Source organism: Meridianimarinicoccus aquatilis, from assembly GCF_004358675.1.
GTDB classification, from domain to species: domain Bacteria; phylum Pseudomonadota; class Alphaproteobacteria; order Rhodobacterales; family Rhodobacteraceae; genus Meridianimarinicoccus; species Meridianimarinicoccus aquatilis.
Genome location: NZ_SMZO01000042.1, coordinates 1 through 17525, shown reverse-complemented (window position 1 = coordinate 17525; position 17525 = coordinate 1). Strand labels below are relative to the sequence as shown.

Below are 17525 nucleotides of genomic sequence, written 5' to 3'. Positions count from 1 at the left end.
CGATCAGCTGGCCGATTGAATCGGATCTTGCGGCACAATGTTCAAAGCCGCTGCCAACAGCGCGCGGGTGTATTCCGTCTTGGGCGCCTCGAATATCTCGGCCCCTGTCCCCGCCTCAACGATATCGCCTTGTTTCATTACGATGACCTTATGGGCCATCGCCCGCACGACCCTCAAATCATGACTGATAAAGAGATAGGCCAACCCGTATTTGCGTTGCAGACTACGCAGCAAATCGACGATCTGCACCTGCACGGTCATGTCCAACGCTGAGGTCGGTTCATCCAGCACCACCAACCGGGGCCGCAAAACCATGGCGCGGGCAATCGCGATACGCTGACGCTGGCCACCAGAGAATTCGTGCGGGTAACGGGCCGACATGGCCGGGTCCAGCCCGACTTCGCTCAGAATATCGGCCACCACGCGTTTCGGGTCCTGCCCATCCGGCACGCCGTGAACGCCCAGACCTTCGGCAATGATCTGCCCAATGGTCATGCGCGGGCTCAGCGACCCAAACGGATCCTGGAACACGATCTGCATGTGCTGGCGCACAGGGCGTAACGCCCCGGATTTCACCCCCTGAATATCGCGCCCCTGAAACACGATCGGGCCTTGCGATCCCACCAGCCGCATCAGCGCCAGCGCAAGTGTTGTCTTGCCCGACCCCGACTCGCCCACAATGCCCAGCGTCTCGCCTGACCTGACCGACAGCGACGCGGCGTTGACCGCTTTCACGTGCCCCACCGTGCGGCGCATGATGCCGCGCGTGATCGGGAACCACACCCGCAAATCTTCGCAGTGAATCACCTCTTCGGACGCGTCCGGCACCGCTTCGGGCCGACCGGTTGGCTCGGCCTCCAGCAACATACGGGTATAGGCGTGCTGCGGGTTGGCAAACACCTCATCCGTCGCGCCTTGTTCCACAATTTCACCGTCTTTCATCACACAGACACGGTCAGCAAAGCGGCGCACGATGCCAAGGTCATGAGTGATGAACAAAAGGCTCATGCCCTCTTCATCCTTGAGCCGGCCCAGCAAATCCAGGATCTGCGCCTGAATGGTCACATCCAGCGCGGTGGTAGGCTCGTCAGCCACAAGCAATTCCGGCCCATTGGCCAGTGCCATGGCGATCATCACGCGCTGACGTTGCCCGCCCGACAACTGGTGCGGATAAGCCCCAAGCCGCGATTCAGCCTCGCGGATGCCGACCTTTTCCAGCAGATCGATGATCCTCGCCCGCGCCGCATCTCCGGTCAGACCCTGATGAAGCGCAAGGCTTTCACCGATCTGCTTTTCCAGCGTGTGCAGCGGGTTCAGGCTTGTCATCGGCTCTTGGAAAATAAAGCTGATATCGTTGCCCCGAATGGATCGCAGCCGTGGCTCAGGTGCATCCACCATTTCGCTGTCGCCGAATTTCACTGACCCGCTGACCTGCGCGCTGTCAGGCAGCAAGGACACGGTGCTTAGCGCCGTGACCGATTTGCCAGACCCGGACTCGCCAACCAAAGCGACGGTTTCGCCCGCCCCAACGGTAAAGCTGACCCCGCGCACGGCGTGCACTGTCTTTCCATCCTGCGCGAACCGCACGTTCAGGTTATCGACCGTCAAAACCTGCTTCGTCATTGGAACGTCTTTCGCGGATCGAATGCGTCCCGAACGCCCTCGAAAATGAACACAAGCAGCGACAGCATGATCGCAAAGGTGAAAAACGCGGTAAAGCCAAGCCACGGCGCTTGCAGGTTCTGTTTTGCTTGCAAGGTCAACTCACCCAAACTGGGGGCCGATGACGGCAGACCGAAGCCGAGAAAATCCAGCGCCGCCAAGCTGCCCAGCGTCCCGGTGATGACAAAGGGCAACATGGTGAGCGTCGCAACCATCGCGTTGGGCAGCACGTGGCGGAACATGATGGTGCCGTTACTGACCCCCAAAGCCCGCGCGGCCCGAACATATTCGAAGTTGCGCGCACGCAGAAATTCCGCCCGCACCACACCGACAAGCGCTGTCCAGCCGAATAGCGTCATCAGGAACACCAAAAGCCAGAAATTCATCTGGAAAATCGCCGCGACGATGATGATGATATAAAGGCTCGGTGTCGCACCCCAAAGCTCGATCACCCGCTGAAAGATCAGATCGACCCAGCCACCGAAATAGCCCTGCACAGCCCCTGCCGTTACGCCAATTATCGATGTGAGTGCCGTGACCACCAAGGCAAACAGAACCGACAGCCGGAACCCGTAGATTACCCGCGCCAGCACGTCCCGCGCCGTGTCGTCAGTTCCCAGCAGGTGCGCGCCATCCGGCGCAGATGGGGCCGTTCCGTCAATATCGTTGATCGTGTCATAGCTATAGGGGATCGGCGGCCAGATCAGCCAGCCACGGTTCACATCCGTGCCGTCAAACGCGCCTGTCTCCTGAACCTGTGCGATAACCTCGTCGGGATCGTCCCAGCACTCCTCAAGTCCGCCCGAAATGATCAGGCAGCGCACTTCGACGTCACGGTAAATCGCCTCTGTCGAGAAATCGCCACCAAAGGCCGTTTCGGGATAAAAGTTCAGGATCGGGGTAAAATACTCTCCTTGGTATTGCACAAGGATCGGTTTGTCGTTCGCGATCACCTCGGCAAACAGGGACAAACCGAACAGCACGGAAAACACGATCAGGGACCAAAAGGCACGACCGTTCGCACGAAAATTCCGCCAACGCCGTTGGTTCAGGGGGGACAGCCGGGACCGCCGCGGCGGTTGGGCAATGCCGTCTTTGGGATGGTCAAGAACAGACAACTCAGGTCTCCCGCGTCTCGAAATCAATGCGCGGATCGATCCACACATACATCAGGTCCGACACCAGCCCCATCAACAGGCCGATCAGACCAAAGACGTAAAGCGTTCCGAAAATGACCGGATAATCGCGACTTACCGCCGCCTCGAACCCGAGCCGCCCCAGACCGTCCAGCGAAAAGATCGTTTCGATGATCAGTGAACCGCCAAAGAACACGCTCACAAAAACGGCTGGAAAGCCCGCGATCACGATCAGCATCGCATTGCGAAAGACATGCCCGTAAAGCACGCGGCTTTCTGTCAGGCCCTTGGCCTTGGCCGTCATCACGTATTGCTTTTTGATCTCGTCCAGAAAACTGTTCTTGGTCAACAATGTCAGGGTGGCAAAGGCCGAAATGGTCGATGCCGCAACCGGCAACGCAATGTGCCAGAAGTAATCCAACACCTTGCCAACCGCGCTCAGTTCTTCCCAATTGTCAGATGACAGGCCGCGCAGCGGAAAAATCTGAAAGTAAGACCCGCCCGCAAACAGCACCAACAAAAGGATACCGAACAAAAAGCCCGGAATCGCATAGCCGACAATGATCAAACCGCTGGTCCATGTGTCAAACCGCGATCCGTCGCGCACCGCCTTGCGAATTCCCAGCGGGATGGACACGAGATACGCAATCAACGTGGACCACAGGCCAAGGCTGATCGACACGGGCAGCTTTTCGATCACCAGATCCACAACGGAAATCGACCGGAAATAACTTTCACCAAAATCGAACCGCGCATAGTCCCACAGCATCGTCAGAAATCGTTGCCATGCGGGTTTATCGAACCCGAACTGCGCCTCAAGCTCTGCGATGAATTCGGGGGGCAGCCCGCGTGCGCCGGTGTAACGGTCATTGCCTTCGCTGCCGCCACCGCCGCCGCCCATGCCTGCATCTGCACCGCCACCGACGGTTTCGAACACATCACCCTGCCCGTCCATCTGCGCGATGATCTGTTCAATCGGACCGCCGGGCACGAACTGGATCATGGCGAAGTTGATCAGCATGATCCCGATCAGCGTCGGAATGATCAGCGCTAGTCGTCGGAAGATATAGGCGCCCATTCCTTATAGCGCTCCGGCAGCTTCAAGTGCGGCAGCCTTGTCGGCATCCCACCACCAGAAATCAAGATTGCCCAGTGCATAGGGCGGAAGCTCGGCGGGATAGCCGTACATGTCATAGAACGCCACGGTATGGGTGTTCTTGTTCCATTGCGGCACCCAGAACTTGAGCGACCTGAGCACCCGGTCCAACGCCATGATCGCGGTGTTCAACTCGTCTTCCGTCTTGGCTGCCAGAACGACATCGATCAGGCGATCCACGGCCGGATCGCGCAGACCCATCTTGTTGAACACATCCACATCGGCCGTTTCCGACCCGAAATACTGACGCAATTCTGTCCCCGGAATATAGCTCGTGGAGGCAAAACTTGTCACCATATCAAAGTCATAGGCCGGTGGGCGTTCGCGCGCTTCGGCCTGTGCGTTATCCACCCGAACATGCCGCGCGTCGATGCCAAGCCGCTTGAGGTTCTCAACATACGGGTTGATCACCCGGTCAAAAGTCTGGCTGTCGTTCAGGAATTCCACCGTCAAAAGCTGGCCATCCTTTCGGCGCATCCCGTCATCGCCTACGGCCCAACCTGCCTCATCAAGCAAGGCTGACGCGGACCGAAGGTTGCCACGATCCAACTGGCGCTGTCCGCTGGCCGGAAGGCTGAAGGGCGGGTCCGTAAGCAGGCTTGCGTCAATCAACCCCTCGTCCACAAGCGGTTTGAGAATGGCAATCTCCCCCTCGCTCGGCGCCCCCTCGGGTTCAAGATACGAGTTGTCCCAAAAGCTGTCGACACGGTCATAAATGCCATAAAACAGCGTCTCGTTCGACCATTCGAAATTGAACATCATCCCAATGGCCTCGCGCACGCGCGGGTCTTGAAACTGGGGACGGCGCAGGTTGAACACCCAAGCCTGTCCCGTCGCCTTCGCGCCATTGGGCAATTCCGCCTTGATCACATGCCCCGCATCCAGCGAAGGGAAATCATACCCGGTGGCCCAGATCTTAGAGCTTGCCTCGTTGCGGAAGGTATAGCTACCGCCTTTGAACCCCTCAAACGCCGCGTTGTAATCGGCGTAATATTCAATGCGCAGCTTGTCGAAATTGTACCGCCCGACATTAATCGGCAGATCGGCGCCCCAGTAATCAGGATCGCGATCGTAAACGACCGTCTGACCCACATCCATGCGGCCCAGAACATACGGCCCGGACCCCAAAAGCGGCTCAAGCGAGCTTTGCTCGAAATCCCGGTCATTCTCGTTGTAAAACGCCTTGGAAAAGACAGGCAATCCGCCGACATCCTGAATCAAGTCGCGCGTCGGTATTCCCTCGCTGAAGACATAGCGCACGGTGCGCTCATCCACCGCTTCGGCGCTTTCCACTTTCAGGGACAGTTGCGCCCGGAAACTCGGCAAGCCCTTTTCGCGCAGCAACTCATATGAGAACACGACATCTTCTGCCGTCAACGGGCGACCGTCCGAAAAGGTGATCCCGTCACGCAGAGTGAACACAACCTCGCTGCGGTCTTCGGGATAGGTCATCGTCTCGCACAGCAGGCAATAGGCAGTGCCGATTTCGTCCGATGTGCCGGTCAGCATGGTTTCAAAGAAAATCGACGCAAGGCCCGCCGCGCGCCCTTTGGTCGTATAAGGGTTCATACTGTCGAAGGACCCGAAAGCCCAAACCGACATCTCGCCGCCCTTTGGCGCGTCCGGGTTGACGTACTCAAGCTGCGTGAAGTTCGCCGGGTATTTCAATGCACCGAATGTCGAAATTCCATGTGCCGTGATCATCTCGCCAGTGGCATACGCCGGAGCGGCGAAAAGGCCCCCGACGACCATCGCAGCCGCAAGAACCGGGGTCAGTTGGCGGACAGGGCGGGCGGCGGTGGCGGCATCTTCGGTGTGGCGCGTCATCGGGTCCTCCGGCTGGAACACATTAAGTGGCGAGACATAAGCTATGATCCAAAGCGCCACACATTCAAGGCGCGATTGCGAAAGCGTTACCGGCAAAGAGCCCCCTGAAACGAAGAAAGCCGCCCGCGAACGGACGGCTTTCGAAACTAGGGCCCAGACCCGATTATTCCGCAGGTGCGGCGTCCTCGGCTGGCGCGGCGTCCTCTGCGGGTGCAGCTTCTTCCGCAGCGGCTGGCTCCGGCATGACAAAGTCAGGCGACTTCGAGATCAGGTACGCAACCAGATTTGCACGGTCTTCATCGTCAGCAAGGCCGCGATACGACATTGTCGTGCCCGAAGCGAATTGCGACGGGTTCGCGATCCATGCGTTCATGTTCTCGATCGTCCATACCTCGCCCGCTGGCAACGCCCCGGAATACCCGAAATCACCGATAGACGCGATTTCGCGGCCCATCACGCCGTCCAGATGCGGGCCGACACCGTTGGCGGGCTCATTGATCTTGTGGCATGCGCCGCACTGGCGGAAGATGCGTTCCCCCGACCCAGCGTCTGCTGCGCTGACCAGCGTCAGGAAATCAACAGGGGCTTCCTCTTCGCCGCCGGCATCATCGCCGCCTACGGGAATGGAATAGGCTTGTTCGTGCTCGCCGTGGCCACCATGACCGACGTGGAAAAGCGTTTCGCCCAGCCAACCGCCCATCAAATATACCAGCAGCGCACCACAGAACGCGCCCACAACCTTTGTCAGTGTCATCGTGTCAAGCATTACGCAGCCTCTTGTTCCGAAGTTGAGGTCATCTAGCGGGTTCCCATTACCGGCTTCAAGGTATAATCCCGCGACCAAACGACCACTGCGTGGGCAAAATGCCGCCGACGCGACCAGCAGGATACCCCGAAACATGGCCAAGAGCATCGCATTTCAGGGCGAAGAGGGCGCATATTCGCACGAAGCTTGCGTCAAGGCACGCCCAGATCATACGCCCCTGCCCTGCCGAACTTTCGAAGACGTGATCGAAGCCGTGCGCGATGGAACCGCAGATCTGGCCATGTTACCGGTCGAGAATACCACCTATGGCCGGGTCGCAGATATTCACAGGTTGCTGCCGCACAGCGGTCTGCACATCATCGACGAAGCTTTTGTCCGCGTTCACATAAATTTGCTGGCGGTGCGCGGCACCAAGCTGGCCGATATACGCGAAGCGATGTCGCACACCGTTCTTCTGGGCCAATGTCGCGGATTTCTGCGCGAGCACGGGATCCAGCCCATCACGGGGGCCGACACGGCAGGATCGGCACATCTGGTTGCCGAGGCCGGTGTGCCTGCGCGCGCGGCGCTGGCCTCCGAATTGGCGGGAGATATCTATGATCTGGATGTGCTCGCGCGCCATATCGAAGACCAAAGCAACAACACGACCCGATTCTTGATCATGTCCCAGACGCCGGATCCGACTCCGCGCGGCAATGATGGCATGATGACAAGCTTCGTCTTCCGCGTGCGCAACATTCCCGCCGCGCTTTACAAAGCCATGGGCGGCTTTGCGACCAATGGCGTGAACATGACCAAGCTTGAAAGCTATATGGTTGGTGGATCCTTCACCGCGACGCAGTTTTTCGCCGATATCGAAGGGCATCCGTCAGACCCGGCTGTGGCCCGTGCACTTGAGGAACTGGAATATTTCACATCTATGCTGGAAATTCTCGGCACCTACCCCGCGCACCCGGAACGCCACCGCAACACTTAATCGCCGCGCTCTTCGATCCGTTTCGCAAATGCCGCGAGGCGCGAGGCGAGGCGCGTGTGCAAATGTCCTTGCGTCACGGTCAGGCCCGCCAGCATCACTCTTGACCGCAAGGTATGCGCGGCCAGTGCAAGGCTCACATCCATCGCGCTTGGCCCCGCATCGTCGTCGCTCAAGACACTCACAACCGCGGTCAGTTCCAGCCCGTCCACATGCCCCGTCAGGCAATAGGGCGTGCCGACCTCGCGCGCTGCAAGGTGCAGCGTGCCGTTTCGGGCGTGGTCCTTCAGGTGCAACACAACGGCCCATTGGCCCGGTTCGAGCGGCGTCAGTGACATGCGATCATCGGCCAGTTCCGCGACCAGGCCTTCGATGTTATCCAGTCTGGTAAACACTTGTGCGGGCGGTGCGTCGACGGGCTGTGTAAAGTGCATCTTCATGCGGTCAGGCCCACGCGCCCTTGCCCGGCTCACCGCTCAGCTCATCGGCCAGCCACAACTCAAGAACAAAGCGGGCGACGGCCCCCGGCCGCGCCGCTGTCATGTCGGGATGAGTGCCCTGATGGGCAGCGAGCAGATCTTCGCGGCTGACCCAACGCGCATCTTCGATTTCGACCGGATCAACGGTAATGTCCCGGCTCAACGCCTCCCCTCGACACGCCATCATCAGGCTGGCCGGAAACGGCCAAGGCTGGCTTACAACGTAATCAACCCGGCCCACGGGAATCCCCGCCTCTTCAAAAACCTCGCGGCGCACCGCCGCCTCAAGCGTTTCCCCCGGCTCCACGAAACCGGCAAGCAGTGAATACATCCCTTCAGGCCAACCCGGCGAGCGACCCACCAAAACGGAATTGCCACTGGTGATCAGCATGATCACAACCGGATCGGTGCGTGGGAAATGGTGTGCCTCGCAGGCGGGGCAATTGCGCTGCCATCCGGCTTGCGCTGGCACTGTCGCGACGCCGCACTTTGCACAAAAGCCGTGACGCGCGTGCCAGCTTGTCAGCGCGCGCGCCGTCGCAGCCAGTTCGGCATCCCGCGCGGGCAACCGGGTCATGCACGCGCGCAATTCGGCAAAGCGCGTGCCAACTGGAAAGTCAGGGTGCACCTGCTCGGATTGGTCCAAAAACCCGTCCAGCGGGCCATCGGGCGGCACAGGCGGCTGCCACGCCGACAAATCAACCGCAAACCGCGGGGCGCCATCGTCTTCGAGACCCAGAAAAATGGGCGGAAGCCCTGCGTCGAGGCCGGGGTGGTGCATCGGCAACCAGCCCAAACCATCAACCTGCTCTGCTCCGCTCACAAGCGGCTTGTCGCGCCACAACGGCAATACCCGCGCTGATGGATCGACCAGTGCTTTTGCAAGGCCAGCATCGTCACCGCGTAACGCAGCATGGCGGTTCAAGCCAGACCCCCCGAAGGTCAGACCGGCTGACAAACCAAGGGCCGAAGAACGAAGAGAAGTGTTTGATGTCATGATGTACGCCAAATTGCACAGCCGTGCCTGTGATGCAAACTCTCGCCCCAACGCTCCGCTTGTGCGCCGCCGCAACACACGTGACCAATCCACAGGCCCGTTACAACCTTCGGTTGCCAGTCGGCGGATTTTCGCCGATCACTGCATGAAAGAGCAAAAAGAAGGGCCTGAGAACGTGCGTAACGCATCCAAAAATCCGACGGCACGGATGCATCTCAGAATTTTGTGCACAACGGATCTGCATGGTCACATCTGGCCCTACGATTATCAAACCGACCGACTTGCGCCGGGCCGTGGCATCGCGGCCTTGGCAAAAATGATCGCAGCCGCGCGCAGCGAAACAGCCAATAGCGTGCTGCTTGATTGTGGCGACATTCTGCAAGGAACTGCTTTGGCGGACTGGGCCGTCTCTCCGGCTGCTTCCGGTCAAGACCACCCAATGATCTTGTCGATGAACCACATCGGCTATGATGCCGCGACGCTGGGCAATCATGATTTCAACTATGGCCTTGAGACACTTGCCAAAGCGATGGAAAGCGCCTCGTTTCCCATTGTCAGCGCAAATCTCGTCGCTCAACTCGGTGATCACCCCGCCGACGACACGCCCATCGTGCCGCCCTGGTGCATACTTGAACGGCAGATGACCGACACCAACGGCCAAGACCACACGCTGCGCATTGGCGTGATCGGCACGGCCCCGCCGCAAACAGCGATCTGGGATGCCGCCGTTCTGCGCGGGGCAGTCTCGGCCCGCGACAGCGTCAAAGCCGTGCGCGCCCACCTGCCCTGTCTGCAACAGGCGGGATGTGACATTGTGGTGGCAATCAGCCATAGCGGGCTCGGTGTTCCAGATGCCGCCGATATGAGCGAAGACACAAGTCATGCCATCGCACAGATCGACGGGATCGACGTAATTTTGACCGGGCACAGCCATCGCCGCCTGCCCGGACCAGACTTTGAAGGCACCCCCGGCGTGGATGCCAAGGCGGGGCACATCGAAGGCAAACCTGCCGCAATGGCCGGGGCCTTTGGGTCGGATCTCGCGGTGCTTGATCTGGACCTCGCCTGCGTCGGGGGCAAGTGGCGGCCACAGTCGGGCGGGGCAGAATTGCGTCCCTCAAGTGGCACGTCCCCAGACCCGGCAATCCTTGCCCTGACCGAGACAGCCCATACCGCCACACGGGCGCAACTTTCACAGGTGGTCGCCCATACCCGAACCCGCTTGCACACGGCTTTTGCCATGACAGGCCGGTCGCCTGCACTGGATCTGATGGCGCAAGCGCAACATGCGGCCGCAACGGCCCTGATTGCCGACACGCCCTTGGCCGACCTGCCATTGCTCAGCGCCGTTGCACCCTTCAAACACGGCGGCCCGATGGGCCCGGATGGGTTTATCGACATTCCCCCCGGCCCCTTGCGGCAGCGCCACATGGTAGAATTGTCACCCTTCCCCAATCAACTTTGCGTGCTGGCGCTGACAGGGGCAGACCTGCGCGCTTGGCTCGAAAGGGCCGCCTCCGTCTATGGCGATATCGCTCCGGGTGCGCGGGATGCCGCGCTGTTAAGCCCGTTTGCTCCGGCCTATACATACGACGAAATTCACGGCGTGCGGTACGGCATCGATCTGTCTCAGGCCAGGCGCCATGACCCGAAAACCGGGCGCGCCGTCACGGATGGCCGCGCGCCGGGGCGGATCACCTCAATCACGTATAACGGGCGCACCGTTGGCCCGAATGATCGCTTCGCAGTTGCCACAAACAGCTATCGCGCAAGCGGCGGCGGCGGGTTTGCGATGATTCCCGCCACCACACCGCGGCTGCATTCGCGGGCACCCCTGATTGACGTGTTGACGGACTTTGTCTTGCGTCTTGCAAAAATCGACATAAACACTCCGGCCCCGTGGTATTTTGAACCCTTGGGCGCAACCCTACTCGTTCAAAGCGCGCCCAGCGCCACGGCGGACAGCCACGGCGACCCGGACAGAACGCTGACCCAAATAGGATATGATTCCGAAGGGTATTCCTTGTTCCGACTTCAAATTTAAGCAGCTAGCTGCCCGGATTTTGCACAACATGCGCAAATCTTAGTCGGCTCACATGTTCGCTGCCGTTTTAAGCAAAGCGCACTGCGCTTAGGCATTTCGCCCATCATGCGCATAGTTAGGGTCTGTTTTGATCTGACGCCCAAAACCAAAAGGACCAACATTATGTTCCAGCGTGCCCTGTGCACCTTGGCCATCGCCGCCGCAACTGCGGCCGGTTCGGCCTCCGCCCAGACCAAGATGGATTTCGCCCTCGACTGGAAATTCGAAGGCCCAGCAGCCCCCTATTTTGCCGCGCTCGACAATGGCCACTTTGCCGATGCCGGGCTTGAGGTGACAGTCACTGCCGGGTCAGGCTCGCTTGACGCCATTCCAAAGGTCGCAACCGGCGCTTATCCGGTCGGGTTTGCGGATATCAACAGCCTTGTGAAATTCCTCGATCAGAACCCGGGCGCGCCAGTCATCGCGGTGATGATGACATATGACAAACCGCCCTTCGCCGTTGTCGGCCGCAAGAGCCTTGGCATCGAAGCGCCCAAAGACCTCGAAGGCAAGATCCTTGGCGCACCGCCGCCCGATGGCGCATGGGCGCAGTTTGCCCCCTTCGCTGCGGCCAACGATCTGGACATGAGCAAGATCACCGTGGAGCCTGTCGGCTTCCCCACGCGTGAGCCAATGCTGGCCGAAGGCAAGGTCGATGCCGTGACGGGTTTCAACTTCTCCAGTTACCTGAACCTTGTGCGCCTCGGCGTGCCAGAAGATGACATTTCGACCATCCTGATGGCCGATTACGGTCTCGACCTTTATGGCAACGCCATCATCGTCAACACGGACTTCGCCGCAGAAAACCCCGATGCCGTCAAAGGCTTTGTGGCCGCTGTTGGCCTTGGCTGGAAAGATGCAATCGCGGATCCGGCGGCAGCTGTCGCACAATTGATTGAACGCAACCCTGCCGGCGATGCGGATCTTGAAACACGCCGCCTGCAACTCGCGCTCGAGGCAAACGTGATGACACCGTACGTCATGGAAAATGGCATGGGCACCATCGAGGCCGACCGTTTCGCAAGTGCGCTGGAGCAGATCAAGGAAACCTACGAATTCCAGTCTGAACCCGATGCGGCACTCTACTTCACAGATGCCTACCTGCCAGAGGGCGGTATCGCGCTCGACTAAGGCTGCACTGATCCTGCTTTGGGGCGGCACACCGTGCCGTCCCATGGCGCCGCGGCACACCGCCTACAGGACTCCGACGGGAGTCCTACACATCTCCTACACTGTTTCGGGGCCCTATGACCTATAAGCCAGCGCATATCGAACTGCGCGACATCACCCACGCCTACCAAACCGAGGCGGGCCCCCTGCCGGTCCTCGACCACCTTTCGATCAAGATGGAAGAGGGCAGTTTCACGGCTGTTGTCGGCCCATCGGGGTGCGGCAAGTCCACTCTCACAAGGCTGATCGCAGGCCTGATGCGCCCTGACGAAGGGCAAGTGTGGCTTGGCGGAAAAATGGTCACCTCCCCGCGCCCGACCGTTGGCATGGCCTTCCAGAACCCGGTTCTGCTGGAATGGCGCACGATCCTGCGCAACGTCATGCTTCCACTGGAAATTGTTGGCAAACGCATGTCACGCACCGCACAGGAAGACCGCGCTCGCGAACTGCTGTCCCTCGTCGGGCTGGAAGGCTTCGAAGACAAGCGCCCGTCGGAACTCTCCGGCGGCATGCGCCAGCGCGCATCGCTCTGCCGGGCGATTGTCCACCGGCCCGAAGTGCTGATCCTCGATGAACCGTTCGGCGCGCTTGACGCCTTCACCCGCGAAGACCTGTGGCAAACCATGGCGCGCCTTCGCCTTGAGGAAAAGTTCACCGCCGTGCTGATCACCCATGACCTGCGCGAAAGCGTGTTCCTCGCCGATAACGTCGTGGTCCTGTCCGGCCGCCCCGCCACGTCGCAATTCGTCTTGCCCAACACACTGCCAACCAACCGCACGCTGGAAGACCTGTATTCCCAGCCCGCCACCGACATGCTGGCGATTCTGCGCCACCAGATTCAAGTTGCCCAGGGCCGCGCCCCGGCAGACGACGCAAAGGCCACCGCATGAACACGCTTCGCAAACTCGCGGCACCGATCACTGCGATCATCCTTTTCCTGCTGGGGTGGGAATGGCTGGTCTGGGTCAACGGATGGCCAACCTATAAAATGGCCGCCCCGTCGGACCTGTGGCCCGCCTTCTGGAAATTCCGCTGGCTGTTCCTCGAATATGGCTGGCAGACGCTATGGCGCACCGTGGCCGGACTGGCCATTGCCATTGTCTTCGGTGTCGCGGTCGGCATGGTGATGGGGTTCTCGCGCACAGTCCGCGATGGGCTTTACCCGCTGCTGGTGGGCTTCAACGCAATTCCCAAGGCGACCGTGGTGCCAATCCTCGCGCTGATGTTCGTGGGCCAGCATGACCTGAACACGATCCTCATCGCCTTCATGATCTCGTTCTTCCCCATCGCCGTGTCCGTCTCCATCGGGCTGAGCACGCTTGAACCCGAATACCGCGATATCCTGCGCAGCCTCGGCGCGTCACAACTCACCGTGTTCTGGAAAATCGCACTCCCCAAAACCCTGCCCGAATTCTTCGGCGCGCTGAAAGTCTCGGTCACGCTGGCCTTTATCGGCACGAACCTGATGGAGATCATCTCCCCCCACGGTCGCGGCCTCGGCGCGCTCTTCGACAGTGGCAAGATCAACAGCGACTATCCGCTGATGTTCGCCGTTCTGATCGCGCTCGCGCTGCTGGGGATCGTTCTTTATTACATCGTGGTAGCGCTGGAGAAGACCTTCGCGGGGTGGGCCGAACGAAGCCCGACCTGAAACCGGGGAGGCGCGCGCCGGTACGCTTGACACCCTGCGCCTGCGCCGGTCGCCCGGCACAGGCCCGGCCCATTCGCTTTCAATCGCCCCGGCCCGGTCTGCGTCTTTCGTCATGGCGGCGCGCCGGGGGTATGTCGAATGGTGAGGTGAGAGGGCGGCTGCTGCCGACCGGCTGGGAGATTGAAGCCTTCTCAAGTTGGCAGGCAGCACCGCAGAGCCGACCATGGGTTGCCCATCCGGGTCGAGAGGTTTCGCGCCGCAGGCCGACGTTGCGAAAGCCCCTTCCCCCGAGGTCGGGTATTCAATAGATTAACGTTGATTGAAGTTACTGCTATGGTCCCGAAGGCATTGAGATCGCCAAGAGATTCCACGAGGAAAGAACGCCATGAAAAAAGACGCATTGAAAGCGGTGCTTGCGAGGACTGCGGGAGTGTTGGCGACGCTCTTATGGGCCGCTGGAACGGCCGATGCGGCGACCCTGACGGTTGGGCCGGTCTCGTTCCCGCAGGGCAATCTGGCCGACATTGTGCGCGAAACGAATGGCGTCATTGGCAATCCCGGAAAAGGTGCGATCATTGACGGCTTCCTGGATAGCTCCGCTACGCTGGACGAAGGCGAGACTCACGTTCTCGGAGACGAAGACGCCTTTGCCGTCCAGTTCTCGGCGGGCGCTGTCGTGAACGTCAGCGGCCCGGATATCTACATCTTCCAGTTGTATGGCGCCTCGAACCTCATGATGTCGCTCGGGTCTGGCACGGCGGGCTCGATGGGCACGTTGTTGGGCGTCGCGAACGGTGCCCCGGCCTCCGTCACCAAGTACCCGTTCTTGACTCGCGATATCTTTGTCTTCGGCTACGATCTCGATTCCGTCGGCGGTGCCCGGAGCGTGTCGGGCGAGATTCATTTCAGGTATGTCGGCCCAGACCCGGCATACGTCACCGGGGTCGCCGCGGTGGCGTTGTCGACAACGCCGGCAGCGCCGGTTCCGGTGCCGGCCTCTCTGCCGATGCTGCTGGCCGGGCTTGGCGGGCTTCTCGCGTTTGGGCGCCGAACCCGACTGCACGCAAGAGCAACTCAGACGCCCCGCTGACGTTTGGCGCGCAGATCGCCTTGGCGCTGCTAGGGATCAAGCTCTATTACATCGTGGTCGCGCTGGAGAAGACGTTTGCCGGAAGGGCGGAGCGGGCGCCGGGTGAAGGGCATAGGATGACTTGCGTACGTCCACCGCGCTTGACTTGGATGACCGTTAAGCAAGGCTTTCCGGCCACTGGTCGAGTTTCGGCTCCCAAAGAAGGCGGAAAAAACCGTCGTTTTTGACCCTAATCTCGTGCTGCGACCGTGTCAGAAGCTTAGCTTGGACAATACCCCAAGACAAAACCAGCAAGGTTCCGGCACGTTTGTGGCTTCTCGCATGAGCGGCCGTTCGCTGCACACCGAAGAAGTGTTAGGGAGGGTTCTAGGCTGCTGTCGGAGGGTCGGCGCAAGAAGGTTCACACTGGCGCCCCGTCAAATCGCCAGCGCCCAAAGCAAGCCTGAAAACTACCGCCCCCCACCCCACAGCATCATCCGCTCCATCACCCCGTCCTTCTTCACTTTCCAATGCATCATCGCCGCGCCCACGTGCATGGCGATCAGGCCGACAAGACCGACCGCCACCAGCCCGTGCAGCCAATAGAGCGTCTCTGACAGCCCTTCGTTCTTCCCCAAAATACCCGGCAGACGGGCCGAGAAGAACTCAACCGGAAAGCCGCCCGCGCCCGTGGCCAGCCATCCCAACACCGACATGCCAATCAGCCCGACGTAAAGCAGCCCATGCACCGCCGCCGAGGCAAAGCGCTCGAACCCGGTCAGCGTTGGCACCGGGGCCGGCACGCCCAGACCATACCGCGCCGCCACACGCACCAGCATCAGACCAAGGATCAGCACACCAAGGGTCTTGTGCGCTTTGTAAATGGTGTTCGTCACATCCATGCCAAACGTGTCGCGCAGGCCAGTGAAGCCGAACGTGTACAGCATCGCCCCACCAGCCAACGAGGCCAGAACCAGCCCCGCAATGCCCCAGTGAAGAACGCGTTGGAACAAGGTGTATCTTTCAGAATGTATCACGGCAGATCCTTTCGCTTTGGCGGACATGACCAATCGTGCCGCAACGACAAGTTTAGTCAAGCGCCGCACCGCCCGTGGCGGCGTTGCGCCCCCCTGTAATGCCGCGCGCGCAGGCACCGACGTGATACCGATACGATACCGACGCAATACCGATCCGCCAAAACACTGCCCTGACGGGGTTGCATCGGGCGCACGGGTGTCCTATTTGGGCCTTGAGAGGTTGGCGCGGGCAGGCACCTCGCCAACCCGGTCAGATCCGGAAGGAAGCAGCCGTAACGAGCCTCGCTTGGGTCGTTGTCCAGCCTCTCACCTTTTCCCAATCGCGCATGTTTCGACCGAAAATTTCCGGCCCTTGGGCGCGCGAAGGGCTGCGGCGCTGGACCTCGTGCCCCCCTGCCCCTAGGTTGGCAAAGCAACGATTCAGAAAGGTGCTCCCGCGTGTCGCAGACGACCGGCTATCAGGTCCTCGCCCGGAAATACCGGCCCGAAACCTTCGCCGACCTTGTCGGTCAGGAGGCGATGGTCCGCACCCTGAAAAATGCCTTTGCCGCCAACAGGATAGCGCAGGCTTTCATGATGACCGGCATTCGCGGAACGGGCAAGACAACCACCGCCCGGATCATCGCCAAGGGCATGAACTGCACCGGCCATGACGGCCCCACCACAGAGCCATGTGGCACCTGTGCACAATGCGTGCGCATCGCGGCGGGCACCCATGTGGACGTGATCGAAATGGATGCCGCGTCGAACACTGGCGTGGATAACATTCGCCAGAACGTGATCGACAGCGTCACCTATGCGCCCGCCGAAAGCCGCTTCAAGATCTACATCATCGACGAAGTGCACATGCTGTCCACATCGGCGTTCAACGCGCTTCTCAAGACGCTGGAAGAACCGCCCGCCCATGTGAAATTCATTTTTGCCACCACAGAGATTCGCAAAGTCCCGGTAACAGTTCTGTCGCGTTGTCAAAGGTTTGACCTGCGCCGGATCGAACCCGAAGACATGCTCGCCATGTTGCGCCGGATCGCGGATGCAGAAGGCGCAAAGATCGACGATGCCGCACTGGCGCTGATGATCCGTGCCGCCGAAGGGTCGGCCCGAGACGCGACATCCCTGCTGGATCAGGCGATTAGTCACGGTCAGGGCGAAACGACCGCCGAACAGGTGCGCAGCATGCTGGGCCTTGCCGACCGGGGCCGGGTTCTGGATCTGTTCGACATGGTGATGTCCGGCGATGCGGCTGGCGCGCTCAATGAACTGTCCTCGCAATACGCAGACGGGGCCGATCCGATGTCGGTGCTGCGCGATCTGGCCGAAGTCGCCCATTGGCTATCGGTCACAAAGGTCACCCCCGACGCAGCAGACGACCCGACCCAAGCACCCGACATACGCGAACGGGGCGGGGCGATGGCGCAGAAACTGTCCCAGCGGGTTCTTGGTCGCGCGTGGCAGATGCTTCTGAAAGCACTGGAAGAAGTCGGGACCGCCCCGAACGCGATGATGGCCGCCGAAATGG

15 protein-coding genes and 1 other RNA gene are annotated in these 17525 nt (G+C 60.4%); 8 read left to right on the top strand and 8 right to left on the bottom strand.

The window, feature by feature from the left end; all coding sequences use genetic code 11:
- Positions 1-3 precede the first annotated feature (3 nt).
- The 5 genes from E2L05_RS15235 to E2L05_RS15215 form a co-directional block, all read right to left on the bottom strand.
- Positions 4-1623, bottom strand: coding sequence for an ABC transporter ATP-binding protein (locus E2L05_RS15235; protein WP_133343742.1), 1620 nt, complete (start codon positions 1621-1623; stop codon positions 4-6).
- The gene (locus tag E2L05_RS15230) at positions 1620-2780 is read right to left on the bottom strand and encodes an ABC transporter permease (RefSeq protein ID WP_243722002.1); all 1161 of its coding nucleotides are present in this window, start codon (positions 2778-2780) and stop codon (positions 1620-1622) included. Before E2L05_RS15230 ends, E2L05_RS15235 begins: the two co-directional genes overlap by 4 nt.
- Position 2781: 1 nt before the next feature.
- Positions 2782-3876, bottom strand: coding sequence for a microcin C ABC transporter permease YejB (locus E2L05_RS15225; RefSeq protein ID WP_133343740.1), 1095 nt, complete (start codon positions 3874-3876; stop codon positions 2782-2784).
- 3 nt (positions 3877-3879) lie between these two features.
- Positions 3880-5706, bottom strand: a complete 1827-nt coding sequence (locus E2L05_RS15220) for an extracellular solute-binding protein (protein ID WP_243722004.1) — start codon at positions 5704-5706, stop codon at positions 3880-3882.
- A 238-nt stretch (positions 5707-5944) separates the two neighbouring features.
- Positions 5945-6547, bottom strand: a complete 603-nt coding sequence (locus tag E2L05_RS15215) for a c-type cytochrome (RefSeq protein ID WP_133343738.1) — start codon at positions 6545-6547, stop codon at positions 5945-5947.
- Positions 6548-6680: 133 nt separating this feature from the next.
- Between E2L05_RS15215 and E2L05_RS15210 the strand changes: the two genes are divergently transcribed.
- Positions 6681-7523, top strand: a complete 843-nt coding sequence (locus E2L05_RS15210; protein ID WP_133343737.1) for a prephenate dehydratase — start codon at positions 6681-6683, stop codon at positions 7521-7523.
- On the opposite strand, the gene E2L05_RS15205 is transcribed toward E2L05_RS15210, so the two are convergent.
- The gene (locus E2L05_RS15205; protein WP_133343736.1) at positions 7520-7960 is read right to left on the bottom strand and encodes a hypothetical protein; all 441 of its coding nucleotides are present in this window, start codon (positions 7958-7960) and stop codon (positions 7520-7522) included. The two genes, E2L05_RS15210 and E2L05_RS15205, sit on opposite strands and share 4 nt — an antisense overlap.
- Positions 7961-7964: 4 nt before the next feature.
- Positions 7965-8996: an NAD(+) diphosphatase gene (gene nudC / locus E2L05_RS15200; RefSeq protein ID WP_133343735.1), complete on the bottom strand. Its 1032-nt coding sequence runs from the start codon at positions 8994-8996 to the stop codon at positions 7965-7967.
- Here nudC and E2L05_RS15195 point away from each other — a divergent pair.
- From E2L05_RS15195 to E2L05_RS15175, 5 genes are all read left to right on the top strand, one after another.
- Positions 8995-11040 (top strand): bifunctional 2',3'-cyclic-nucleotide 2'-phosphodiesterase/3'-nucleotidase, encoded by a 2046-nt coding sequence (locus E2L05_RS15195; protein ID WP_133343734.1) that lies wholly within the window; start codon positions 8995-8997, stop codon positions 11038-11040. The two genes, nudC and E2L05_RS15195, sit on opposite strands and share 2 nt — an antisense overlap.
- Positions 11041-11202: 162 nt before the next feature.
- On the top strand, positions 11203-12210 hold the full coding sequence (locus E2L05_RS15190) for an ABC transporter substrate-binding protein (RefSeq protein ID WP_133343733.1): 1008 nt from the start codon (positions 11203-11205) through the stop codon (positions 12208-12210).
- A gap of 116 nt (positions 12211-12326) precedes the next feature.
- Positions 12327-13139 carry an ABC transporter ATP-binding protein gene (locus E2L05_RS15185; RefSeq protein ID WP_133343732.1) on the top strand — a complete coding sequence of 271 codons (813 nt, stop codon included), beginning with the start codon at positions 12327-12329 and terminating at the stop codon, positions 13137-13139.
- Complete coding sequence (locus E2L05_RS15180; RefSeq protein ID WP_133343731.1) at positions 13136-13900, top strand: ABC transporter permease; 765 nt, start codon at positions 13136-13138, stop codon at positions 13898-13900. The genes E2L05_RS15185 and E2L05_RS15180 overlap by 4 nt, the downstream gene beginning before the upstream one ends.
- 385 nt (positions 13901-14285) lie before the next feature.
- Positions 14286-14990, top strand: a complete 705-nt coding sequence (locus E2L05_RS15175; protein ID WP_133343730.1) for a VPLPA-CTERM sorting domain-containing protein — start codon at positions 14286-14288, stop codon at positions 14988-14990.
- A 449-nt stretch (positions 14991-15439) separates the two neighbouring features.
- Here the strand turns inward: E2L05_RS15175 and E2L05_RS15165 are convergent, their stop codons facing one another.
- Entirely contained in the window at positions 15440-16006 is a 567-nt protein-coding gene (locus tag E2L05_RS15165; protein ID WP_208016265.1) for a cytochrome b, read from the bottom strand.
- 213 nt (positions 16007-16219) lie between these two features.
- Here E2L05_RS15165 and ffs point away from each other — a divergent pair.
- Together ffs and E2L05_RS15155 are read left to right on the top strand one after the other, a co-directional pair.
- Positions 16220-16318, top strand: an RNA gene (ffs, locus tag E2L05_RS15160) — signal recognition particle sRNA small type.
- 126 nt (positions 16319-16444) lie between these two features.
- The coding region (locus E2L05_RS15155) for a DNA polymerase III subunit gamma/tau (RefSeq protein WP_243722001.1) at positions 16445-17525 on the top strand (1081 nt) is incomplete at its 3' end.

Coding starts and splice junctions, on each gene's coding strand:
- E2L05_RS15215 (WP_133343738.1), bottom strand. CDS start 6,547: ATGCTTGACACGATGACACTGACAAAGGTTGTGGGCGCGTTCTGTGGT.
- E2L05_RS15205 (WP_133343736.1), bottom strand. CDS start 7,960: ATGAAGATGCACTTTACACAGCCCGTCGACGCACCGCCCGCACAAGTG.
- E2L05_RS15195 (WP_133343734.1), top strand. CDS start 8,995: ATGATGTACGCCAAATTGCACAGCCGTGCCTGTGATGCAAACTCTCGC.
- E2L05_RS15180 (WP_133343731.1), top strand. CDS start 13,136: ATGAACACGCTTCGCAAACTCGCGGCACCGATCACTGCGATCATCCTT.
- E2L05_RS15220 (WP_243722004.1), bottom strand. CDS start 5,706: ATGGTCGTCGGGGGCCTTTTCGCCGCTCCGGCGTATGCCACTGGCGAG.
- E2L05_RS15225 (WP_133343740.1), bottom strand. CDS start 3,876: ATGGGCGCCTATATCTTCCGACGACTAGCGCTGATCATTCCGACGCTG.
- E2L05_RS15190 (WP_133343733.1), top strand. CDS start 11,203: ATGTTCCAGCGTGCCCTGTGCACCTTGGCCATCGCCGCCGCAACTGCG.
- nudC (WP_133343735.1), bottom strand. CDS start 8,996: ATGACATCAAACACTTCTCTTCGTTCTTCGGCCCTTGGTTTGTCAGCC.
- E2L05_RS15210 (WP_133343737.1), top strand. CDS start 6,681: ATGGCCAAGAGCATCGCATTTCAGGGCGAAGAGGGCGCATATTCGCAC.
- E2L05_RS15185 (WP_133343732.1), top strand. CDS start 12,327: ATGACCTATAAGCCAGCGCATATCGAACTGCGCGACATCACCCACGCC.
- E2L05_RS15175 (WP_133343730.1), top strand. CDS start 14,286: ATGAAAAAAGACGCATTGAAAGCGGTGCTTGCGAGGACTGCGGGAGTG.
- E2L05_RS15235 (WP_133343742.1), bottom strand. CDS start 1,623: ATGACGAAGCAGGTTTTGACGGTCGATAACCTGAACGTGCGGTTCGCG.